Below are 22993 nucleotides of genomic sequence, written 5' to 3'. Positions count from 1 at the left end.
CCTTGCACTGATGGCACGTTCGGCTAGACAGCTTCTCGCACAGTTGAAAAACGATATTTTTCTCAAGCGTTTGCATCAGTTTGAGGGCACCATTTCCAAAATATTGTCCTTGGGCATGATCGTTGTGATCATTGCCATGGTGATTGATTTGGGAATTGTTATTGGCCGTTCTATTCTTACCACTGGCCCTGGAGCCTTTCTAGGACAGCCTGTGATTGATATTTTTGGCTTCTTTCTCAGTATTTTAATTGCCCTAGAAATCTTAGAAAACATCACAGGCTACATTCGCAGCCATGTGGTGCAGGTGGAATTGGTGATCGCCACAGCCCTTACCGCCGTTGGGCGCAAAATTATTATTCTTGACCTCAATAAAGTGTCAGGTGCCACGTTGATTGGGCTGGCTATTGCCATTTTTTCCCTGGCCATCAGCTATTGGATTGTGCGCCACACCAACCGCAATTCGAGCTAAGGATATTATGGGTTGAAATACCATCGGGCTGACCCACAGACTGAGAGGGGAGCCACCGTCGTCTAGAGGCATCCTCCTGGCCAACTAACGGATGGAAACTGGCCCGCTCGATACTGCACGACCCGGCCCCGATCATCGGTTTCAAAGACGAGGCGGAACAGGTCTTCGCCGGGGGTTCGGGGAGTAAACACGATGGTCTTACCAAGGGTGACGGGGTTGGCTGTAGCCTCTAGTTGGCCTCTATACATGCGAACTAAATCGGCCTCCGTTGAGCCAATTTTTGCGCCGCTGCGGGTCTCAATGAGGCTACCGGGCCACACATCAATCCGTAGAATCCGATCATCGATGGCCATGATCCCAATCGGCTCGCTATTGCCCTTAATGCGATAGTACTGACAGACTCCCTGACCGCTGCCCTCAATGGCGATGGGGGTCAGCCCTGCTTCCTCCAGATCGGCTAGGGTCATGCCAATTTGGATGGGGCCAAGTCCGGTGGTTTTCAGGGGTTCATTGAGAATGGCTAGTAGCGGCAGGCTCATGCGACTGTCGGAGTCGGCGGCATTGGCCAGGGCTCGCTTCATCAGGCGCAGGGAGTTGAGGGGAGCGACGACCCCTTGAAGCACCGTTGGAGCCTGGAGCCGATAGACCGGAGATGGGGTTGAGGCGTTCGCTGAGCCATTGGGGTGCCTAGCCATTGCCTGGGGGGCAATACTCTGGGGTAAGGCTATGACTCCTAGCCCTGCCACAGCGGCGAGGGTGATCATAACGAGTTGCCCGATACGTTGATTCATACTTTTCTGACGATTAGGACGATTGAAACGTTGGGTCTTCGCTCCTATCAACTATACGCGATCTCGTTGGGGGACGGGCCACGGGTGAGCCGCGATATCCATGAGGATTCCTAGGGCGGTTGATAAGCGCCCCGGTTGTTGAGCCCATGACGATCTGCTAGCCCTAGGCTAGAGCAGGGCTTGTGGGGGAAGCCCCCGCCAAAACGATGGCGCTAAGCCTTGCGATCTACGTTAGCCTTAGCTTGCGTTCTTTGTGGGGAGTGTCTATGCCACCTCAGCCGTTCTTGAAGCCAAGTATTCGCCTCAAGTTCATAACGGCCATGGCCACAGGTGGCCTCGTCATTGGAATTATGGGAGGACTTTGGCGGGGTCAAGGCCCGGTGCAGTCTTCGGCGGAACAGAGTCCGCCCGTTGGCGAAATCACCGTGCCGGGCTGGCCTAACCCCCTCAGCGTGCTGTCTGCCCTGACCACCCAACCTGCCCCACCTCTCGACATTCCGCCCCTGGTGCAGCCCCAGCCCTTGCCCCCCCAGGAGGTTTGGCCAGAAGCTCCTAGTCAGCAGCCCCGCCCCTACTTCAGCGACAGTGGCGAAGCCGATTGGGTGGCTCCCATTTTGGAAGATTTGGCCCAGCGACGGTTGATCAAGGGCTTTCCAGATGGCACCTTTCGGCCCAACGATCCGATGACGCGGGCGGAATTTGCCTCCCAGATTAGTCGCCTGTTTGTCCTAGCTCCGCCGTCAGTACCGCCGTCCTCATACCGCGATGTTGATCCAGAGCACTGGGCCACTCAGCCCATTCAGAATGCGGTGGAAATGGGGTTTTTGTCGGGCTACCCTGACCAAACCTTTCGCCCGGAGGACAAAATTACCCGACTCCAGGTGTTGTTGGCCCTAGCTAGCGGGCTCAATCTCAAGTCTAGCAGCAGCCCCGACCGCGTGCTGAGGGCCTACCTCGATGCCGACCAAGTGCCCCCTTGGGCCAAAACCGCCCTGATAACCACCCTAGAAGCCAACCTGGTGGTGAACCATCCCGATCCCCAGCGCCTAGAGCCCAACCGCGAAGCCAGCCGCGCCGAAGTGATAGCCATGCTGCGCCAGACCTTGGTATACACAGGGCAACTAAGCCCTCTCCCCCCTGGCCAGTCTTCCCTGCCCGATCAGCCCGCCTACTAGAACGAGGCGAGGGTTTACAATAGCATCTGGCCTTCATACCCAACGACTATGCCCCCCGCCGAGACCTCCACCACCGAGATTCCCTCCCAGCCCGCTGCCGACAGCCCCACCGCCCCCGATAGCCCCACCTTTGGCTGGAACACCTACGCCGAACGCCTAAACGGTCGCTTTGCCATGGTGGGCTTTGTGGCGTTGCTGCTGCTGGAACTGGTCACTCACCAGACCTTTTTTGCTTGGCTGGGTTTCTAGGTCGCCGGAATTCGGGATGAGTAACGTCTTGTCGCCTCAAGGAATCGTCTTTTGGGGGACAATAAAGAGCTGACAAGTGCCTTAACCGGGTGCTGTGATGTGATGGGCTTGGCCCGCTTGGATAGGGGAAATACCGTGAATTTTCAGTCTGTAATTGCCACGCTGAATGACTTTTGGGCCAAACAGGGCTGCGTAATTGTGCAACCCTATGACACTGAAAAGGGCGCAGGCACCAAAAGCCCCCACACCTTTTTGCGGGCGCTGGGGCCAGAGCCCTGGGCCGTGGCCTATGCCGAACCCTGTCGGCGTCCGGCAGATGGCCGCTACGGCGAAAACCCCAACCGCTATCAGCATTATTTTCAGTACCAGGTGTTGATCAAGCCCTCGCCGGACAATATTCAAGACACCTACCTCGAATCCCTGCGGGCGCTGGGCATCAAGCCCGAAGACCACGATATTCGCTTTGTGGAGGACAACTGGGAAGACGCCGCCGTGGGCGCGTGGGGCGTGGGCTGGGAAGTGTGGCTCGACGGCATGGAAATCACCCAGTTCACCTACTTTCAGCAGTGCGGTGGTATTGACTGTCGGCCTGTGTCCATTGAGCTCACCTACGGCCTAGAGCGGCTCACCATGTACCTGCAAGAGGTGGACGCCATCGCCAAAATTCAGTGGAATGACCAGCTCACCTACGGCGACATCTACATGCAGGCGGAGATCGAAAACTCCACCTACAACTTTGAAGCCTCCGACCCCGACCTGCTGTTCCAACGGTTTGAACTCTACCAAAAAGAAGCCGAGCAACTGATGGATCGCGGCCTAGTGCTGCCCAGCTACGACTATGTCCTGAAGTGTTCCCACACCTTCAACCTGCTGGATGCGCGGGGGGTGATCTCCGTAACGGAACGCACCCGCTACATTCGCCAAGTCCGTGCCCTGGCCCGCCGGGTAGCCCAGCTCTACCTCGAACAACGAGAAGCCCTAGGGTTCCCGCTGCTCAACGCCAGCCCAGAGGCGGCTTAGTCAACCCTAGGAGCGCGTCTAGTCCAGTTCCTCTCAAAGGCCCTCTCCCGTGGGGAGAGGGCTTTAGGGTGAGGGCTCAGGGGTCAGCCGTCAACTTCGGAATTAATCCGCCGAGAAGATCATGCTGCCGCTGTCATACATCAGTTCGACGATCAGTTGACCATCACGGAAGAAGTAGCTGTTGGCATTATCCAACCCGCGCAGGAAATCTGCATCGGCAGAACCCGCTGGGCAGGCCATGCGGGTGGTGGCTACCCCGGTGATGTTGAGGCGGTTGTCGGCGGCGGTGGCAAAGCTGCCCCGGCCCCGGTTGCAGTCGGCCTGCACCACCACGCTGCCATCGCCCATGAATTCGATGGTGTAGTTTTCGGGGTTGCTGGGAACGGTCTGGGAACCGTCGTTCATCTGGATTTGCTGGAGCTTCCAGACACTACCCACCAAGCTGGGGGCCGTTGCTTCCTGGAATCGCATGGTGCCGCTGTCAAACATGAGGTCAATAAAGAGCTGACCATCCTGGAAGAAGAACAGGTTGGCGTTGCTGAGGGCTTGGGTGAAGTCGCCGCCGATGGAGCCTTCGGGACAGGCGGCCATGGTGGTGGCAATGGGGGCCACACTCAGGCGACCGGGTTCAGGCACGTTAAAGCTGCCCCGGCCTCGGTTGCAGTCGGCCCGCACGGCCATGGAGCCATCGTCCATGAACTCGACGGTGTAGTTTTCCGTGGGTTCGGCCACCAACAGCCTGCCGTCGTTGAACTGAATGTCCTGGAGTTCCCAGACGCGGCCCGTGAGGGATACCGTTGAAGCGGGGGAAAACTGCATGGTGCCACTGCCGTAGGCGAGGTCAATGAACATGTCGTCGCCCTGGAAGAAGAGCATATTGGCATCGCGCAGGCTTTGCAGGAAGCGGGTGTCGATGGAGCCTTCGGGGCAGGCGGCTAGGGTGGTGGGGCCAAGGGTAATGGTAATGCGGCCATCCACTAAGTTGAAGGCTCCGGCGGCGCGGTTGCAGTCGGCCTGAACAAATACGTCCCCGCGCTCAGTGAATTCCACGGTGTAGTTTTGGGGCGAGCTGGGCGTAAACCGGGTGTCGTCGTTCATCTGGATTTGCTGAAGCTCCCAGACCGTGCCGACGAGGTTGTCTTGATCATCCAGGCTGACGGGCACCATACAGGCTGTCCCCATCCAGGCGACGGAAGCGGTTAAAAAAGCGGCGGTACGAAAGGCATTCATAGATTTATCTACCACAGTTGACTCGAAAAAAAGGAACTGAAAACAAGACCTGTGACGAGGTTGGACGGAGAAGCCCGCCAACGGAAACCGTACACAACTCACACCAAAGCTGCTTCCTATGGTGCCAGAGCCCCCGCGATGCAGACAATCAATGTTCAAAAAACGTGAATTTCTCAAGACTCTGCTAACGTTTCTAACCCCATGGCCTAGGGTTAGGGCGCGATCCATCAGGATGACGAGGCTGAGACCTAGTAAGCATAGTCAGGATTTTCGCCACCACGCCCAGGCCCCATTCAGCCTGTACAAACAACATGTTTTCCCTCGCTACCCCGCGACCGCTAGACTGAGAGAGCCCCAGGGAAGACGCCATGGAGCAAGGGCCGAGATCGCTGGCTAGGGGGTATGATGACTGGCTTTGGGGTTGTGCTATTGCAAGCCCCCATCGTTTCGGCCTGTATTGTGGCCCGTTGAGCCTGGTTAGCTGCGCCGCCAGAGTATGCCATGGTGGGACACCCCTAGCGCTTCCTGAATGATGCCCCTTTCCTGCTCGATGCGCTGAAGCAGAGCAATGTCCAGAGTTTAGTTCAGCTCGTTCAACGGGCACCCATCGGTAAATAGATGATGCAAATTTGGGTAGATGCGGATGCTTGTCCTAACGTAATTAAGGAAATCCTATTTCGAGCCGCGAAACGGGTTGAAATCAAGACGACGCTAGTGGCCAATCAGGAGCTACAAATTCCAGGTTCTCCCTACATTGAATTTGTGCAGGTACGCTCCGGTCTAGACATCGCCGATAACTACATTGTGAAACACCTAGAAGCCGGAGATTTAGTAATTACCGCTGATATTCCCCTCGCCGCAGAAGCGATTGACAAAGGAGCCTACGCCCTCAATCCTAGGGGTGAGTTTTATGACAAGGGCAATATTCGAGAACGGCTATCGATGCGAAACTTTCTGAATGAACTACGCAGCGCTGGGGTTGATACAGGTGGGCCTGCTCCCTTCAACCAGCGAGTGACTGGAGCCTTTGCCAATCAGCTAGATCGCTTTTTAACCAAACATAGGCGCTAACTACGTCCCTAGGTTGTCCGCAAGCAAGATATAGTTGATGGAATTAGTAATGAGACATCAGGAAGCACAATAGTCTCGAATAATGTCATCCAGAGAAGTGCCGGGTTTCGCATACATTCTGGCTCTCTTTAAGGCACTAAAGTCATGCTCGATATCATTTAGGTCGGGAGAGTACTTCGGTAAAAATAAAATCTGATGCCCCGCCTCTTCTGCTAGTTCTTTAATCTTCGTCTTTCGATGGATGGGAGCATTATCTAGAATAAAAACTGAGGGGGTCGTGACGTTCGTCAACAAAAACAGACTAAACCATCCCTCAAATCCTTCAGCATCTAAGCTTCCGGTAAACAACATTGGGGCAATCAAGTCTTTTCTGCCTTTCCTCCGGGCCGCAATCAGATTCTCCTTCTTCCCTCGCTTGCCCTGGCGCTCTCCATAGATTTTCTTTCCCCGTTTCGACCAAGCGTACAGACAAGCCACGCCTTCCTCAAACCCACACTCATCAATATAGACCAGGCTTTTGACGCCATACACCTGAATCAATGCTCTCAGGGTTCGATAGTATTTCATGCGTTCTTCTGCATTTCGCTCTCGATACCTTAGTTCTTTTTTTTTCGGGTGATTTTCATTTTCTTGAAGACCTTAGAGAGCGCACTAATGCTCACCCCAAATTTCTGAGCCCGTTCCTTCAACGTGGCTTCTGGATTCTGCTCCACATCTTTGCGAAGAGCGTCCCAATCGAGTTTACGTTGGCGTCGGGTTACCTTGGTCGGGGCCAAGTCGACTCGATTTAACCAGCGATAGATTGTCGCACGACCGACTTGATAGGTTTTCGCCGCCTTCGAGATGCTGCCACCTCCTTCTACAAAGTCGATCACGCGCTTCCTTAAATCCAGACTGTAAGGCATCGTTTCTTCGTTCAACCATCACTCCGCTTATAAATAGCTTAAAAACGTCCCAGTCTAAAGTCAATCAACTATACCGCTTTTGCCAGAGATTTTCGCCCACTGCCTCCGCCTGCATCCTGTTCAAAACAACGCCAATTCAAATTGAATTCCAGAAGACAGCCTAAATTATAATCAGCTTCATTTTGTATTGGTATGACTTATACAGCAATAGCTGTGGAGAAAAAATAAAAGGGAACCAGAAAAGATCTAGTTCCCCTGTTAAATTGAAGTTTCTGATGAAAAGCTAGGCGTTTGATAAGCACCTAACTTTCAATTGGTTAACCCAAGGCATTGGCCCCAGAGACTACCTCAAGAATTTCTTGGGTAATTGCTGCCTGACGAGCTTTGTTGTAGGTCAGGTTGAGGGACTTGGCCAATTCCTTGGCGTTGTCGCTAGCGTTATTCATAGCCGTCATACGGGCCGCAAGTTCACTAGCCGCAGATTCCTGGAGAGCCCGCAGAATCTGGTTGTTGAGGTACAAGGGCAGCAGCGCATCCAGGATCTGGACGGGATCTTGCTCGAAGATCATGTCTTGGGGGAAGTTCATCTTGACTTGAGACGCTACTTTTTCCCGCTGAACCTCGAAGTTGCCGCCGCGAGTGGTGAGTCGAAAAATCTCGTCATCAGGGGTTTCCAGCCCTTGAGCGTCCAGGGGCAGCAAGGTCTGAACCACGGGACGAGAGCTCACCAGGGAGACAAACCGGGTATAGATCAGCTCTACCCGATCCACCTTGCCCGACAGGAACAGCGCCAACAGTTCATCGGCAATGCGAGAGGCTTCCTCGGCGTTGGGGATTTGCTCTAGCCCGGTAAAGCTAGCCTCAATGGGCTGTTCCCGACGCTTAAAGTAGGTGCTGGCTTTCCGGCCTACCAGGACGTACTGATAGTTGATGCCCTCAGCCGCTAATTCCTTGGCGCGGATTTCCGCCCGACGGATAACGTTGGTGTTGTAACCGCCGCACAGACCCCGGTCGCCAGAGATGACCAGAATCGCGACGTTGTTGATCTCCCGCTGCTTGAGCAGGGGCAGATCCACATCTTCAAACTTGAGCCGACTTTGCAGGCCGTAGAGCACCTGGGCCAGTCGATCCGCAAAAGGACGAGTCGCAATCACCTGCTCTTGGGCACGGCGCACCTTAGCGGCGGCAACCAGTCGCATGGCTTCGGTGATTTTGCGAGTATTTTTAACGGATTTAATGCGATCTCGAATTGCTTTTAGGTTAGGCATAATCTGTCCTCAGCCATTGTTGCGGGGGCGCTCCCCCAACCGCAGGCCAGATACCTCGGTCGGAGGAGCGAATTGAAGCAGAGACTAGGCAGCAGCCATGAAGGCTTCCTTGGCCTCGTTAATCCCCGCCTTCAGCAGGGCTTCGCTTTCATCGCCCAGTTTCTTCTCGCTGCGAACGAGTTCAGCAAACTTAGGCTTGTTGTTGCGGATGTAGTCGCGCATGGACTTGGCAAATTCCACCACTTTATCAGCGGGGATTTCATCCATGTAGCCGTTGATCCCGGCGTAGATGATGGCGACTTGCTCTTCCACGGGCAGGGGAGAGTACTGGGGCTGCTTCAGCAGTTCACGCAGGCGCTGACCCCGGGCCAGTTGCTTCTGGGTGGAAGCATCCAGGTCGGAAGCAAACTGGGAGAAGGCTTGCAGTTCGTCGAACTGGGCCAGTTCCAGTTTCACCTTGCCCGCCACCTGCTTCATGGCTTTGATTTGCGCCGCCGAACCCACCCGGGATACGGAGATACCCGCGTTAATGGCCGGACGCAGACCGGAGTTGAACAGGTCGGAGGACAGGAAGATTTGACCGTCGGTGATGGAAATCACGTTGGTGGGAATGTAGGCGGAAACGTCGCCAGCCTGGGTTTCGATGATGGGCAGAGCGGTCATGCTGCCTTCGCCGAGTTCGGGGCTGAGCTTCGCGGCCCGCTCCAGCAAACGAGAGTGCAGGTAGAACACGTCGCCAGGATAGGCTTCACGACCGGGGGGACGACGCAGCAGCAGCGACATTTGACGGTAGGCCTGAGCCTGCTTGGTCAAATCGTCGTACACCACCAGGGTGGCCTTGCCTTGGTACATGAAGTACTCGGCCAGGGCGGCACCCGTGTAGGGAGCCAGGTATTGCAGAGGAGCAGGATCGTTGGCATTGGCGGCGACCACGATGGTGTAGTCCAGAGCACCGCGCTCGCGCAGCACATCTACCACCTGAGCCACGGAAGCAGCCTTCTGACCCACGGCCACGTAAACGCAGACCACATCTTCAGACTTTTGGTTGAGGATGGTGTCGATGGCGATAGCGGTTTTCCCGGTCTGACGGTCGCCGATGATCAGCTCGCGCTGACCCCGACCAATGGGAATCATGGCGTCGATGGCGGTAATCCCGGTCTGCATCGGCTCGTACACCGATTTACGGGCGATAATGCCGGGGGCAGGAGACTCAATCAGACGGGTTTCAGAAGCTTCGATGTCCCCCTTGCCGTCGATGGGACGGGCCAGGGCGTCCACCACGCGGCCCAGCATCGCTTGACCCACGGGCACCGACGCAATTTTGCCCGTCGCGGTTACAGGGCTACCCTCACGGATGTTGATACCGTCGCCCATCAACACCGCACCGACGTTGTCTTCCTCTAGGTTGAGGGCGATGCCCACGGTGCCGTCTTCAAACTCCAGCAGTTCGCTGGCCATGACGTTCTCTAGGCCGTAGATCCGAGCAATCCCGTCACCCACCTGAAGCACGGTACCCACGTTGGATACTTTGACTTCTTGGTTGTACTGCTCGATCTGCTGCTTAATAATGCTGCTAATTTCGTCAGGTCTGATGCTAACCATAGGATCTGCTCTGCTAAACCTACACAAACATGAAAAAACAAAGGGTGGCCAAGACTAGGCCGCTGCTGCCAACTGCATGCCAATCCGGCGAAGTTGTCCGCGCAGGCTGGCGTCAATCACCTGGGAGCCCACCTTGACGATCAGCCCTCCCAGAAGATCGGGATCCACCTGAACCGATAGCTCCACATTTTGAGCCCCAGATAGAGCCGCCACTCGGTCGCGAATCGTGGCGGTTTGCTCCTCGGACAAGGGCACCGCAGACACTACATCGGCTAAGACCGTCTGCTTAAGTTCCCGCAGCAGCACTTGGTACTGCTCTAGAACACCGTCCAGGTACATGATGCGGTTGCGATCCACAAGTAGAAGCAGCACGCTCAACACAGCGGGATTCACTTTCCCCTCGGCAATTTGTCGCAGCGCACCCTTCTTCGCTTCCGGTTCCATCAGGGGGTTGCCCAGGAACTGGGTGAGTTCTGCCGAATCGTTGAGGACGGCTAGCAAGCCAGCCACTTCGTTGCCCACCTCATCGACTACGCCATTTTCCTTGGCGATGTCCATCAGAGCCTTGGCGTAGGGCAGCGTGACTTCAGATGTCATGGTGCTGTCTTTCATTACTGACCTCCTCCTAGCATGGCAATGCTGGCATCCACCAGGCGTCGCTGAACGTCATCATTGAGACGATGGGGTAGCTCGCGCTCGGTCTTCTCTAGGGCTAGAGCCGCGATTCGCTGCTGCAACTCCCGCATGACCTTCGTCTCTTGAGAGCTTAGATCCTGAGCTGCGCTCGCCCGCATCCGCTCCACATCTACCTTAGCCTGGGCCAGGATAGCCTCCTTGGTACGGGCGGCAGTCTGCTCAGCGTCGGCTAAAATTTTCTGGGCTTCCTCCTTGGCCTGAGCCAGCTTTTGTTGCTGCTCAGCTAGGGCGGTAGCGGCCTCTTGCTTGCGCTTCTCGGCTTCGGTAATCGCCTCTTCAATGGCGGCTCGGCGAGTAGATAGGGTTTTACCTAAAAACTTGCTGCCGAAGTAGACGAGAACGCCAATGATGATGGCTAAATTTATTAGGTTGGTCTCAAGAATGTCGAAATTAAGACCAACTCCTCCCTCTGTTGCTAGAAACCAACCAATAGTCATATCTTTCTTTCCGTCAACGACGCTGGCATCGTGCTTACCATGGCCTTAAGGCAGGCTAGGATGCGGCACTGAGCAATTTGTCCAGGATTTGACGGCTTAGGCCATCCACCTGCTGCTCTAGGGTGGCCATAGCTTGGCGCTTTTGCTCGTCCAGTTCACGCTGAACTTGCTCACGCTGGGCTTGGGCCTCCTGTTGAGCTTCGGCAATGCTTTGAGCCGCTAGTTTCTGGGCTTCTTCCTGGGCCGCTGCAATCACGGCTTGGGACTGACGACGGGTTTCCGCGAGTTCTTGCTGGTAGGCTTTTGCGATTTGCTCAGCCTTGGCAAGGCGCTCAGCGGCGTCTACCTTGTTGCTGCGAATGTAGCCGTCGCGCTCGTCAATGGCATTACCCAAGGGCTTGTAGAACAAGGCATTGAGTATTACCGCGAGAAGCACAAACTGCACCGCCATCAGGGGAAGGGTAGCATCTAGGTCAAACAGACCGCCGCTTGCTTCCTCTGCCGCTTCTACAGCCAAAAACCACACTGAATGAATCATGCCTCTTCGTCCCCCACCCTATGTTGGGTGTCTTTACCCAATTACTTCAATGTCTCGAATGCGATGTCTCGAACGTAATCTCTAAAAAACCGTGGGAGACAGGTTGACCCGATCCCCCACGGCCTAGAACCTTAGCTGAAGGGGTTAGCGAAGAGAAGAACGAGCGCCACCACCAGGCCGTAAATGGTCAGTGCTTCCATGAACGCCAAGCTGAGCAGAAGGGTGCCACGAATTTTGCCTTCAGCTTCGGGCTGACGGGCGATACCTTCCACAGCTTGACCAGCAGCATTACCTTGACCAATACCAGGGCCAATCGCTGCCAAACCAACGGCTAGAGCAGCAGCGATTACGGAAGCGCCTGCGATAATAGGATCCATGTCGTTACCTCGATTTTGACAATCTACAACAAGCGAATCAGGTATAAACAACGCTGACTTAGCGTCTTTTGTCTTGCGGCCCTCTAAGCCACTCTGCTGATGATGGCACCTGACCCATCAGCCAGCGGGTTCTGAATGCCTTTTTCAAGGTCACTCATGCTCTTCGCCACCATGCCCCTCAATGGCCTCTCCGATATAAGCAGCGGCTAGGGTTGCAAAGATCAGCGCTTGAATCGCGCTGGTGAACAACCCAAGGATCATCACTGGTAACGGTACGAAGAGAGGTACCAGGAGAACCAGAACCGCCACCACAAGCTCGTCAGCGAGGATGTTCCCAAACAGACGGAAACTTAGGGAAAGGGGCTTGGTGAAATCTTCTAAAATGTTGATGGGCAAAAGGATCGGGGTCGGCTCAATGTACTTGGCAAAGTATCCCAGACCGCGATTGCTAAACCCGGCGTAGAAATAGGCCAGGGAAGTGAGTAGGGCTAGGGCAACGGTGGTGTTGATATCGTTGGTGGGAGCCGCCAATTCACCAGAGGGCAAATGGATCAGCTTCCAGGGCACCAGAGCCCCTGACCAGTTCGAGACAAAAATGAACAGGAAAAGCGTGCCCACGAAGGGAACCCAAGGACGATACTCCTTTTCTCCAATTTGGTTTTTGGCCAAATCTCGGATGAATTCTAGGGCGTATTCCATCAGGTTTTGTAGCCCGGAAGGCACCCGCTGAACGTTGCGAGTGGCTAACACTGACACCAGTACCAACAAACCAATCACAAACCAAGAAGTCAGGAAAACCTGCCCATGGAGCTTGAGATTGCCAATTTGCCAGTAAAGATGTTGACCAACTTCTAACTCTGCCAGAGTTGAGGGATAAAACATAACCATACCCAGCGCCATCTTTACCAAACTGATTCGTACTTTCCGGGAATCCGGAAAATTTTGAAAGCCTAGGCGGCCCCATGCTTAAGACTGATTCGGTAAAACCGCTGTCCAAAGTGTGTAGGCAATCAGGGCGGCTTTATAGGTCAAAAAACCTAGAAAAACCGGAACAATCTCAAGCTGTTGCCACTGTGATGCCACGAGGATTAACCCGATGACAATCGCAAGGCGACCGCTACCGATCTTTGCCTGCCCACGCCCAAGGTTGGCGACGTTTTTTGCCAACATCCTCAAGTAAACCACACCACCGCACGCTCCAATTAAATAATTCAGAGCAATGGGCAAGGAGTAGGTGAGCCAGACGCAGAAAAAGACTACGGCACTAAAGGCAACCGTACAAATCAGCAGATTTTGCTGGAGCTGATAATATTCTCCCATCGCGGTATCGACCGGAGGGGGAAGTATTGACTCCTCGGCTGGGCTGTCTGTTACCTGAACCGCATCACTGGTTTGCTCAGAGGAAGTGGAGGCCACGAAAGCACTAATCCTTAGCCGTCAAGGGGTTTGGCCCGTTGTTTCAGGCCGTAGGAGATCATATCACGGCAATAATACTTAATAGGCCCCTCGCTAAGGAAATCTATGATTCTTGAGCAAAGCTAGGGGGAAAGCTGTGGCGGCTGTAACAGGATGAGCTGTTTTTGCTGCATTTCCCGCAGGTCGTCCAGGCTGGCTGAGGTTTGATCGAGAAGATCCGTCACGGCCAGCGTCGCGTTCGTTTCCAGTGCATCCGTCGTCGTAGGGGCGTTGGATTGATCGCAGGCAGACAACACCTCGAACTCCACGGGGGAGAGGGTGATGTACTGGTAGTTATGGTCGAAAATGCTTTGGCTGGGCCAGCCCTCCATGCAGGGGTTGCGGAGGATGTAAGCCGCCAGCAGGTCGCTGTCCTGGTGCCAGTCCTGTTTGGCTAGGGGCGGCTTGGCCAGGAACCATTCAAAGTGGGTGATTTCGGGATCCAGCAGTTCCACCAAGCGATATTGATCCCGCTGCGACATCTGTTTGGCCCGATGGAGCAGTTCTGGGTTACTCCCCAACAATCGATCTAGCTGCCAAATGTGGGGATTGGAAAAGCCGAGGAACTCCAGGCCAGAGGCGTTGATCAGGTCAAATAGGGTGTCGAGGGTGTAGTCCACTTCCTGGGGATGGACGTACATATCGGCAAAGCATTCGTCCCGCTGATTTTCCAGCGACCAGCGATCCTTCTCTCGCTGCTTGAAGCGATTGCCTTCGGGCAGGCTGGCGAAAAGTTGCCGTCCCACGCTGACGCCGTCCCGATAATCGCCCCGTTGTTCCCCCTGGACGAGGGCAATGGCCCGCTGCATGAGGGAGATTTCCCAGCGGCCAATGGCGGCATAGACAAAGACATGGAGGAACCCACCAGGAGCCAGCTTGGCGGCGAGGGATTGGATGCCGCGTATGGGATCCGGCATGTGGTGCAGAACGCCGACGCAGTTGATCCAGTCAAATTGCCCATCGAGTTGATCGGCATCATAAATACTGAGGTGGCGGAACTGGACGTTGGTGGCTCCAGATCGCCGACAGCGTTCTTTGGCGGTGGCTAAGGCTCCTTCGCTGAGGTCAATCCCCAACACATCCGCCTGGGGATTGAGGTGGCCCAGGTATTCCGTGCTGACCCCCGTGCCGCAGCCTGCGTCTAGGATTCTGACCTTGGACTGACCAGGAGCAGCCCCGGTGCAAAAGCTGTGAACCGTGGGCCAATACCAGCGCCAGTTGTAGCCTGGAGGCGGTTCATCCAGGATCGGCTCTGGGGGGAAGGGGTAGGTATTGTAAAGACGGGCGACGGCATCGCTGACGGACTGAACGGGACTCGACTCAGGGCTATTCATCACGAAACGTTACAAAACTTAGAGGTCTTCTCAGGGGGGGATGGCCATCCTCTATGATGACCGAAGACCTTTCTCGAACGGGATGTTACACAGTTCTTAACAAGCTGTGTTGCGGTTCTGAAACGGTTTAATCTGAATCCAGATTGGTTTACGAACCTGTTTCGGCTTGATGTCGATCAGTTGAGATTGATTAGAAACAGTCGATAACGGATTTGCCCCCAGTAGGTTAAGTTTCTTTGCCCCTCTAGGGCCAAGCCTCAAAGCCTGCGTCCGGGACGCCTTAGTCTTATAAATGCAGTGATTGTCCGCATAGGGAGCCTTTGAATACGCATGAGTGTTAAAGCAAGTGGTGGAAGTGCCGTGGCGCGGCCCCAGCTCTACCAAACCCTTCCGGTCGCAACGATTGCCCAAGCTGAGCAACAAGACCGCTACATGGCCAAGGGTGAGCTGGAGGATTTGTCCGGCTTTTTTAATTCCGGCCTGAAACGAGTGCTGATTGCTGAGACGCTGACTCGCTATTCCGAGTTGATCGTGTCCCAGGCGGCCAATCGCATCTTTACCGGGGGGTCACCGTTGGCCTACCTGGAACGGCCCGACGCCGATCAGCCCATGGAAAAAACGCGGGCGGGCACCGTGCTCGATGCCCAGGAAGCCGCCAAGCTTGGCACCGCAACTTTTATTGAAAGCAGCGGTGGCGGCGGTTTCTTCAGCGGTCTCTTCAGTACGACGCCCTCTGGCCCTATTCCCCCTGGGTTCCGGCCTATCAACGTGTCTCGCTATGGCCCCAGCAACATGCAGAAATCCCTGCGTGACCTGAGCTGGTTCCTGCGCTATGTCACCTACGCCATCGTGGCGGGGGATCCCAACATCATTTCGGTAAACGTGCGCGGCCTGCGGGAAATCATTGAGAATGCCTGCTCCACGGCGGCGACCATCGTGGCCATTCAGACCATGAAAGCGGCCTCGGTCCGCTACGTCAGCGGCGATTCTGAGGCTAAGGACATTGTGTCCCAGTACTTCGATGTGCTGCTCACCGAGTTCAAGGCTCCCACCCCTTCAGATAAGCTGCGCCAGCGTCCCTCCGGCGATCAACAAGGGCTCCAACTACCCCAGATCTATTTCAATGCGGCGGAGCGGCGGCCCAAGTACGCCATGAAGCCCGGTCTCTCCGCCACCGAAAAGAATGACGTGGTGAAAGCGGCCTATCGTCAGGTGTTTGAGCGCGACATTACCCGCGCCTACTCCCTGTCGATCTCCGACCTGGAATCCAAGGTGAAGAACGGCGAAATCTCCATGAAGGAGTTCGTTCGTCGTTTGGCCAAGTCGCCTTTGTACCGCAAGAACTTCTACGAGCCCTACATCAACAGCCGCGCCCTGGAATTGGCCTTCCGCCATATCCTCGGTCGTGCGCCTAGCTCTCGCGAAGAAGTTCAAAAGTACTTCTCCATCGTCTCCAGCGGTGGTCTGCCCGCCCTGGTGGATGCCCTGGTAGATTCCAAGGAATACAGCGACTACTTCGGGGAAGAGACCGTCCCCTACCTGCGCGGTTTGGGCCAAGAAGCCCAGGAATGCCGCAACTGGGGGCCGCAGTTCGAGCTGTTTAACTTCAGTGCGCCCTTCCGCAAGAAGCCCCAGTTCATTACCCTGTTCGCTGCCTACGAGCAGCCCCTACCCGACCAGCACCCCTACGGTTCTGGCAACGACCCGCTGGAAATTCAGTTCGGGGCGATTTTCCCGAAGGAAACCCGCGATGTCAGCGCCACTCCGGCCTTCTTCAACAAAGACACCCGCCGGATTCTGATCCACCGTGGGGCTGGTATCAACAACCAGTTGAGCAACCCCGCTGCCCGTGGTCTCAACCCTGGTTCTCTGGGGGCCAAGGTGTTCAAGCTGGATCAAATTCCCAAAACTGGGAATACCCAGGCCAGCGTGCGCTATTCGGAAAGCTCCACCCAGGCGGTGATCAGCGCCGCCTATCGCCAGGTGTTTGGTCGCGAGGTGTACTCTGGCCAGCGCTCCAACGTGGCGGAAATCAAGCTGGAGAACGGCGAAATTACCCTGAAGGAATTCATTCGGACGATTGCCAAGTCCGAAGCCTTCCGTAAGACCTACTGGTCGTCCCTGTACATCATGAAGGCCGTGGAGTACATCCACCGTCGTCTGCTGGGTCGCCCCACCTATGGGCGGAAGGAAACCAACGCCTACTTCGATATTTGCGCCAAGAAGGGCTTCTACGCCCTGGTGGACAGCATCATCGACAGCCAGGAATACGCGGAAGCCTTTGGCGAAGATACCGTTCCCTACGAGCGTTACCTGACGCCCAAGGGCTTGGCCCTCCGCAGTATGCGGGTGGGTTCCTTGGCCGAGAAGGGGATGATGCCGATTCCCGACACCACTGTGCCGCGCTTTGTGGAACTGGGTTCCGTGGGCGAAGACCGCTCCATCCCCGATGTGCAGCGTCGCATCAGCCAAGGGGTGAACCGTCAGCGCCAGCAGACCAAGGCGTTCAAACTCACCTCCCTGGCCGACAAGCCCAACCTGAAGCAAGTGACTGCCGCCGCCTATCGCCAAATCTTCGAGCGGGACATCGCCCCTTACATTGTGAAGAGCGAGTTCACCGCCCTGGAAAGCAAACTGGGCAACGGCGAAATCACCCTGAAGGAGTTCATCGAAGGGCTGGGTTGTTCGAGCCTCTACATCAAAGAGTTCTACGCCCCCTACCCCAATACCCAAGTGATTGAGTTTGGCACCAAGCACTTCCTGGGTCGGGCTCCGATGGATCAGGCGGAAATCCGCAAGTACAACCAAATCTTGGCCAGCGAAGGGATCCGTGGCTTCATCAAGGCCATGCTGAACACCCCTGAGTACGCCGAGAACTTCGGGGAAGATACGGTGCCCTACCGCCGCTATCCCACCCTGCCTGCGGCCAACTTCCCCAACACCGAGCGGCTCTACAACCGTCTCACCAAGCAAAATCGGGATCTGGTGGTGCCCAGCTTTGTACCCGCCAAATCTACGATTCCGGTGACGGATATGCCCCTGATGGCGGATGCCGTGGCGGCTCAAGCCAGCCAAGAAGCGGCCCTTGCGGCTTCCGTTGGACGCGCTACCCAGTCGGCAAGTCTGGATTTGACCACGGCCCAGCCCGCCACCCGGCTTTATCGCTGGTCGGCGGATATGGATGCCGCTCAGTCTGAAGAGGTAATCACGGCGATTTATCGCCAGGTGATGATGGCCTACGACGGGGAAATCCCGACGGCTTGGCGCTTGCCCCAGGCGGAACAGGCTCTCCGTAACGGCAGCCTGACCGTCCGTGGCTTTGTGGCCGAATTGCTGGCCTCCGAGGCTTACCAACAGCGCTTTGTGGATACCTATCCCCAGAGCAAGCTGGTGGAAATCATGGCGCGGCAAATCCTCGGTCGTAACCTGGCCCAGGGCGAGGAAACCCAGCAGTACCAGGCCATGGCTGACGCCCAAGGGCGGCTGGCCGTTGCCCAGGCGATGCTGTCCTCAGCGGAATACCAGCGCTACTTTGGCGAACAGGGCGTGCCCTACCGTCGCTAGAGCGTCCTAAAGGCCCAACCCGATAATCCGCCCTACGGTTGGCCCTCTCCCTAAATCCCTCTCCCAAGTTGGGAGAGGGACTTTGAAAGATTTCCGGCTCCCCTCTCCTCCCTGGGAGAGGGGCTGGGGGTGAGGGCCAATCCAAGGCTGAGAAACATCTTTGTGATCTCCTAAGGCTAGCTTGGGTATAAGCCAAATCTGCTGGATCCAATTCCTGATAGATTCACAACGGAATATTAAGCATGACCGCCGGATTGTCTTAATCTAGGCGGTTGTGCTTGTGAGACTTCCAACTCTTTGCGCCGAAACCAAGATGGGACGGGCATTTAGAAAACTGAGGAAGACTATTACAAAATATTGCGTTGTCTTTAAGAAGGGGATCACAATCCCTGACAATGATTCGGGAAGGATACTGAGCCTTTGAGGATTCTCGCTGAACTCGATAGTGCTGCGGTGGCACCCTCGCCTGCTCAGTCCATTGGCCCGTCAAAGCCAGTTTTATAGACATCTGGTTATATCTTTCGGAGGAATCCATCAATGAGTATTGTCACGAAGTCAATCGTGAATGCTGACGCTGAGGCCCGTTACCTCAGCCCCGGCGAACTGGATCGGATCAAGGGTTTTGTGACCTCTGGCGAGCGTCGTCTGCGGATTGCCCAAGTGCTGACCGAATCCCGCGAGCGCATTGTGAAAGAAGCTGGCAACCAGCTCTTCCAAAAGCGTCCTGACGTGGTTTCCCCCGGTGGCAACGCCTACGGCGAAGAAATGACCGCCACCTGCCTGCGCGACATGGACTACTACCTGCGTCTAATCACCTACGGCGTGGTCGCTGGTGATGTGACCCCCATCGAAGAAATCGGTCTGGTGGGCGTGCGCGAAATGTACAACTCCCTGGGCACCCCCATCCCCGCTGTGGCTGAAGCCGTGCGCTCCATGAAGGCTGTGGCAACTGGTCTGCTGTCCAGCGACGATGCTGCTGAAGCCGCCTCCTACTTCGACTATGTTGTCGGCGCAATGCAGTAGTCGCATTTGCCCTACTCGCATTTGCACTACCTCGTCGATTCGTTGTTGAGATTACGTCAGTTCTAAGGAAGCTTCACCCATGCAAGACGCAATTACCGCTGTTATCAATTCCTCCGACGTTCAGGGCAAGTACCTGGACAGCTCCGCCCTGGATAAGCTGAAGGCTTACTTCCAAACCGGAGAACTGCGGGTTCGTGCCGCCTCCACCATCAGCGCCAACGCCGCTGAAATCGTGAAGGAAGCTGTGGCCAAGTCCCTGCTGTACTCCGACATCACCCGTCCCGGTGGCAACATGTACACCACCCGTCGCTATGCGGCTTGCATCCGCGACCTCGACTACTACCTCCGTTATGCCACCTACGCCATGCTGGCTGGGGATCCCTCCATCCTGGATGAGCGCGTGCTGAACGGCCTGAAGGAAACCTACAACTCCCTGGGCGTGCCCATCGGTGCTACCGTGAACGCCATCCAAGCCATGAAAGAAGTGACCGCCAGCCTGGTGGGCGCTGACGCTGGGAAGGAAATGGGCGTGTACTTCGACTACATCAGCTCTGGCTTGAGCTAAGCCTCAATCCTGGTGCCATCCCTTCTCCCATCGGGTGATAGGGTAGTCACAGGCCAGAGTCAGGAGCGAGTGTTTGGACAATGGGTTAGGCTGTGCTGTCTTCCTGGTGTCCCCAGCATTGGCTTTCGACTCTGGCTTTTCAGTAGGGTTAGCCTAAACGTCAATTCTGTAGTCCAGCGAGATAGTAGGAGAGCGTTTTACCATGCGCATGTTTAAGATTACGGCCTGCGTGCCCAGCCAAAGCCGCATTCGCACCCAGCGAGAGCTGCAAAACACCTTTTTTACCAAGCTAGTGCCCTACGAAAACTGGTTTCGTGAGCAGCAGCGCATCCAAAAGATGGGCGGCAAAATCGTTAAGGTGGAATTGGCCACGGGTCGCCAAGGCACCAACACGGGCCTGCTGTAGGCCAACGCCTTTCGTTCTTTGGAACGTTATTATTGGCGGATGGGATCAGCTAAAAAGTTCTAGCACCCAGGTCTTAAACCTCTCGGTAGCCCATGAGTGATGGGGCAGAACCGAGGGGTTTTTCAAATTTCTTTTGCGGTGCACTCGCGAAGCAATGTACCCTACGAGTTTGGTTGACGTGGGGCGGCTTGAGATCTGTGTCAGACAGTTGGCTGAGTTACTGTTCCTGCATGAGGCGGAGATAGTTTTGCTTGAGCTGAACGTGGCTGGCACTGAGGCGATCCGAGAGGTTCTTCTCAGCTTCAGAAACCTGCTGCCAGAATTGGGAAGACCGCTGGGAGGAAATGTAGGCTTGCCAAAGCTGCTGAAACAGGGCGATGGCTTCGGGGCTTTGATCTTGCAGTTCTGCCACAATCGCCTGAATCAATCGACTGGCTTCTCCGTGATTTTCGACGGATTGAGCCAGGTCTAGGGCCGATTGGAGGCGAGTGGAGAGATCAGTCGTGGAAGCATAGTCCGTAGAAGTCATGGCAAAACCTGGGCAGGGTGGGCACACAGGAGCGAAACCTAGCCCCAAGGACTGCGATGGGAATGCTCTTGCTGTCATAAATCTAAATAATTTACGAAGATTCAGCAAGGCGAGGGCCAAAGAGTGGTGTAGATTCGTAAAGGGTTTAGCTAAGAATGGCTCTATCCCTGTCGTCTTCACTCTCCGTCTTTATCGCTATGGCCAAACAGCGCATCCTTTCGGGCATTCAACCCACGGGTAATTTGCACCTGGGTAATTATCTTGGTGCCATTCGCAACTGGGTTGACCTCCAGGATGAGTACGATGCGTTCCTGTTCATGGCCGATCTCCATGCGATTACGGTGCCCCACGATCCGGCGCAACTGGCCGAAAACACCTACAAAGTGGCCGCCACCTACATCGCCTGCGGCATCGATCCTGAAAAATCCACCATTTTTGTGCAGTCGCACCTGTCGGCCCATGCGGAACTGGCCTGGTTGTTCAACTGCATTACGCCCCTGAACTGGCTGGAACGGATGATTCAGTTCAAAGAAAAGGCCATCAAACAGGGGGAAAACGTCAGCATTGGTTTGCTCGATTATCCCGTGCTGCAAGCGGCGGATATTTTGCTGTATGAGCCGGATTTGGTGCCCGTTGGCGAAGACCAAAAGCAACACCTGGAGCTCACCCGCGACATTGCCAACCGCCTCAATTTTCAGTACGGCAGCGAAGAAAATCCAGTGCTGAAGGTGCCCGAACCGCTAATTCGGGAAGCGGGCGCACGGGTGATGAGCCTCACCGACGGCACCAAGAAAATGTCGAAATCCGATCCCTCGGAGCAGAGCCGGATTGATTTGACTGATACCCCGGATGTGATGACCAAAAAAATTAAGCGGGCCAAAACCGATCCAGAACGCGGGCTTTGGTTTGATGATCCCAACCGCCCAGAGTGCCATAACCTGCTGAGCCTGTACATGATTTTGTCGGGCCAAACGAAGGATGCCGTCGCCGCCGAATGTCGAGAGATGGGCTGGGGACAGTTCAAGCCCTTGCTAGCCGAGACTGCCGTAGCGGCCTTGGCTCCCATTCAGGAAAAATTCAACGAACTGATGGCGGATCGGGGCTACCTAGAATCCATCCTCAAGGCCGGAGAAGAGAAGGCGGCGGCAGTCGCTAACCCCACCCTGGCCAGGGTCAAGCAAGCGCTAGGATTTTCCATCGCCCCCTAGGGATCAAGGTGTTCCGCGATTTCCCTAGGGAACAATTGACAGGATATACTAGCCAAACGTCCATGCCATTGCCACCGAGGAGATCGGGTTGACTGCTGCACCCCTAGGTTATCGCCTCCAGTCTGCCGCTCAGGCTGGCGAATTTTTAGTCACCGCTGAGGTGATGCCACCGAAAGGATCTGACCCCAGCCATATGCTGCAAATGGCGCAGTTGCTGAAGGGGCGGGTACATGCGGTGAATGTGACCGATGGCAGTCGGGCGGTGATGCGAATGTCTTCCCTGGCAGCATCGGTGCTGCTTCAGCGGGAAGGCGTCGAGGCGGTGTACCAAGTTGCCTGTCGAGATCGTAACCGCATTGCCCTTCAGGGCGATTTGTTAGGGGCTCAAGCATTGGGGTTGCGAAACGTCCTGGCTTTGACTGGGGATCCCGTCAAAGCTGGGGATCATCCCGATGCGCGGCCTGTGTTTGATTTAGAGTCGGTGCGGCTGCTGCGGCTGATCCACCAGCTCAATAGCGGCGAAGATAGCCACGGTAAACCCCTCACCGATGGGGCACTCAACCTGTTTGCTGGGGCAGCGGTGGATCCACAATCTGCCAGTTGGTCGGGGCTGCAACGCCGCTTTGAGGCCAAGGTCAAGGCAGGGGCGGCGTTCTTCCAAAGCCAGCTCATCACCGACTTTGAGCGGCTACGCAAGTTCATGGATAACATCGCAGCCGGATCGGGGCGTCCGGTGCTGGCAGGGATTTTTCTGTTGAAGTCCGCCAAGAATGCTCAGTTCATCAATCGCAATGTGCCGGGGGCCAAAATCCCAGAAACCATTATTCAACGGCTCGCCGAGGCCAAGGATCCGCTGCAAGAGGGCATTCACATTGCAGCGGAGCAGGTGCAAGCCGCTCGCCAGATCTGCCAAGGAGTTCACCTGATGGCGGTGCGGCGGGAGGATCTGATTCCTCAAATCCTGGATCGCGGTGGGATCGCCCCCCTTGATCCCCTGGAGGCTTTGCGTCCAGGACAGGATTCCGTGACTAGCCTAGGCCGCAAGAATGGCAGCAAAGATCGGCCCGTTGGGGTTTAGGCC

Annotated in this window: 23 protein-coding genes and 1 pseudogene; 11 read left to right on the top strand and 13 right to left on the bottom strand. The window is 55.7% G+C overall.

Translation table 11 applies throughout. The features are described 5' to 3' along the window. Positions 1–10 precede the first annotated feature (10 nt). Positions 11–469 carry a phosphate-starvation-inducible PsiE family protein gene (locus GFS31_RS05630; protein ID WP_198807249.1) on the top strand — a complete coding sequence of 153 codons (459 nt, stop codon included), beginning with the start codon at positions 11–13 and terminating at the stop codon, positions 467–469. 62 nt (positions 470–531) lie between these two features. Here GFS31_RS05630 and GFS31_RS05625 read toward each other — a convergent pair whose 3' ends face one another. After that, complete coding sequence (locus tag GFS31_RS05625; RefSeq protein ID WP_198807248.1) at positions 532–1260, bottom strand: hypothetical protein; 729 nt, start codon at positions 1258–1260, stop codon at positions 532–534. A gap of 320 nt (positions 1261–1580) precedes the next feature. On the opposite strand from GFS31_RS05625, the gene GFS31_RS05620 reads away from it, so the two are divergent. The 3 genes from GFS31_RS05620 (at position 1581) to glyQ (ending at position 3704) form a co-directional block, all read left to right on the top strand. Continuing rightward, positions 1581–2435, top strand: coding sequence for an S-layer homology domain-containing protein (locus GFS31_RS05620; RefSeq protein WP_198807247.1), 855 nt, complete (start codon positions 1581–1583; stop codon positions 2433–2435). Between the two features lie 48 nt (positions 2436–2483). Then, positions 2484–2684 carry a chlorophyll a/b-binding protein gene (locus GFS31_RS05615; protein ID WP_198807246.1) on the top strand — a complete coding sequence of 67 codons (201 nt, stop codon included), beginning with the start codon at positions 2484–2486 and terminating at the stop codon, positions 2682–2684. A 135-nt stretch (positions 2685–2819) separates the two neighbouring features. After that, on the top strand, positions 2820–3704 hold the full coding sequence (glyQ, locus tag GFS31_RS05610) for a glycine--tRNA ligase subunit alpha (RefSeq protein WP_198807245.1): 885 nt from the start codon (positions 2820–2822) through the stop codon (positions 3702–3704). Between the two features lie 102 nt (positions 3705–3806). On the opposite strand, the gene GFS31_RS05605 is transcribed toward glyQ, so the two are convergent. Beyond that, on the bottom strand, positions 3807–4949 hold the full coding sequence (locus GFS31_RS05605) for an META domain-containing protein (RefSeq protein WP_198807244.1): 1143 nt from the start codon (positions 4947–4949) through the stop codon (positions 3807–3809). A 603-nt stretch (positions 4950–5552) separates the two neighbouring features. Between GFS31_RS05605 and GFS31_RS05600 the strand changes: the two genes are divergently transcribed. Beyond that, positions 5553–6005, top strand: a complete 453-nt coding sequence (locus tag GFS31_RS05600) for a YaiI/YqxD family protein (RefSeq protein ID WP_263974905.1) — start codon at positions 5553–5555, stop codon at positions 6003–6005. A gap of 57 nt (positions 6006–6062) precedes the next feature. On the opposite strand, the pseudogene GFS31_RS05595 reads toward GFS31_RS05600, so the two are convergent. From GFS31_RS05595 to GFS31_RS05550, 10 genes and pseudogenes are all read right to left on the bottom strand, one after another. After that, positions 6063–6910, bottom strand: a pseudogene (locus tag GFS31_RS05595) (IS630 family transposase). Positions 6911–7227: 317 nt separating this feature from the next. Next, positions 7228–8178 carry a F0F1 ATP synthase subunit gamma gene (locus GFS31_RS05590; RefSeq protein ID WP_198807243.1) on the bottom strand — a complete coding sequence of 317 codons (951 nt, stop codon included), beginning with the start codon at positions 8176–8178 and terminating at the stop codon, positions 7228–7230. Between the two features lie 84 nt (positions 8179–8262). Beyond that, on the bottom strand, positions 8263–9780 hold the full coding sequence (atpA, locus tag GFS31_RS05585; RefSeq protein WP_198807242.1) for a F0F1 ATP synthase subunit alpha: 1518 nt from the start codon (positions 9778–9780) through the stop codon (positions 8263–8265). Between the two features lie 54 nt (positions 9781–9834). Next, a complete protein-coding gene (atpH, locus tag GFS31_RS05580; RefSeq protein ID WP_198807241.1) occupies positions 9835–10392 on the bottom strand; it encodes an ATP synthase F1 subunit delta in 558 nt (185 codons plus the stop codon). Beyond that, a complete protein-coding gene (locus tag GFS31_RS05575) occupies positions 10392–10913 on the bottom strand; it encodes a F0F1 ATP synthase subunit B (RefSeq protein ID WP_198807240.1) in 522 nt (173 codons plus the stop codon). Before GFS31_RS05575 ends, atpH begins: the two co-directional genes overlap by 1 nt. 55 nt (positions 10914–10968) lie before the next feature. Beyond that, on the bottom strand, positions 10969–11451 hold the full coding sequence (locus GFS31_RS05570; protein ID WP_225907577.1) for a F0F1 ATP synthase subunit B': 483 nt from the start codon (positions 11449–11451) through the stop codon (positions 10969–10971). Positions 11452–11582: 131 nt separating this feature from the next. After that, complete coding sequence (gene atpE, locus GFS31_RS05565; protein WP_190492537.1) at positions 11583–11828, bottom strand: ATP synthase F0 subunit C; 246 nt, start codon at positions 11826–11828, stop codon at positions 11583–11585. Between the two features lie 150 nt (positions 11829–11978). After that, a complete protein-coding gene (gene atpB, locus GFS31_RS05560; protein ID WP_198807239.1) occupies positions 11979–12716 on the bottom strand; it encodes a F0F1 ATP synthase subunit A in 738 nt (245 codons plus the stop codon). 78 nt (positions 12717–12794) lie between these two features. Then, positions 12795–13244, bottom strand: a complete 450-nt coding sequence (locus tag GFS31_RS05555; protein WP_198807238.1) for an ATP synthase subunit I — start codon at positions 13242–13244, stop codon at positions 12795–12797. 122 nt (positions 13245–13366) lie between these two features. Then, on the bottom strand, positions 13367–14617 hold the full coding sequence (locus GFS31_RS05550) for a class I SAM-dependent methyltransferase (protein WP_198807237.1): 1251 nt from the start codon (positions 14615–14617) through the stop codon (positions 13367–13369). 330 nt (positions 14618–14947) lie between these two features. Between GFS31_RS05550 and GFS31_RS05545 the strand changes: the two genes are divergently transcribed. The 4 genes from GFS31_RS05545 (at position 14948) to GFS31_RS05530 (ending at position 20175) form a co-directional block, all read left to right on the top strand. After that, on the top strand, positions 14948–18181 hold the full coding sequence (locus GFS31_RS05545; RefSeq protein ID WP_198807236.1) for a phycobilisome rod-core linker polypeptide: 3234 nt from the start codon (positions 14948–14950) through the stop codon (positions 18179–18181). 537 nt (positions 18182–18718) lie between these two features. Then, positions 18719–19204 carry an allophycocyanin subunit alpha gene (apcA, locus tag GFS31_RS05540; protein WP_035986290.1) on the top strand — a complete coding sequence of 162 codons (486 nt, stop codon included), beginning with the start codon at positions 18719–18721 and terminating at the stop codon, positions 19202–19204. A gap of 79 nt (positions 19205–19283) precedes the next feature. Then, on the top strand, positions 19284–19769 hold the full coding sequence (gene apcB, locus GFS31_RS05535; protein WP_190492533.1) for an allophycocyanin subunit beta: 486 nt from the start codon (positions 19284–19286) through the stop codon (positions 19767–19769). A gap of 202 nt (positions 19770–19971) precedes the next feature. Beyond that, positions 19972–20175 (top strand): phycobilisome linker polypeptide, encoded by a 204-nt coding sequence (locus tag GFS31_RS05530; RefSeq protein ID WP_190492532.1) that lies wholly within the window; start codon positions 19972–19974, stop codon positions 20173–20175. Between the two features lie 217 nt (positions 20176–20392). Here GFS31_RS05530 and GFS31_RS05525 read toward each other — a convergent pair whose 3' ends face one another. Continuing rightward, the gene (locus GFS31_RS05525) at positions 20393–20704 is read right to left on the bottom strand and encodes a hypothetical protein (protein ID WP_198807235.1); all 312 of its coding nucleotides are present in this window, start codon (positions 20702–20704) and stop codon (positions 20393–20395) included. Between the two features lie 155 nt (positions 20705–20859). Between GFS31_RS05525 and trpS the strand changes: the two genes are divergently transcribed. Both trpS and GFS31_RS05515 read left to right on the top strand, forming a co-directional pair. After that, positions 20860–21912: a tryptophan--tRNA ligase gene (gene trpS, locus GFS31_RS05520; RefSeq protein ID WP_317135082.1), complete on the top strand. Its 1053-nt coding sequence runs from the start codon at positions 20860–20862 to the stop codon at positions 21910–21912. Positions 21913–22000: 88 nt separating this feature from the next. After that, a complete protein-coding gene (locus GFS31_RS05515; RefSeq protein ID WP_198807234.1) occupies positions 22001–22990 on the top strand; it encodes a methylenetetrahydrofolate reductase in 990 nt (329 codons plus the stop codon). The last annotated feature ends 3 nt before the right edge of the window (positions 22991–22993 follow it).

Source organism: Leptolyngbya sp. BL0902, from assembly GCF_016403105.1.
GTDB lineage: Bacteria > Cyanobacteriota > Cyanobacteriia > Phormidesmidales > Phormidesmidaceae > Nodosilinea.
This window is presented reverse-complemented; position numbering and strand designations above follow the sequence as displayed.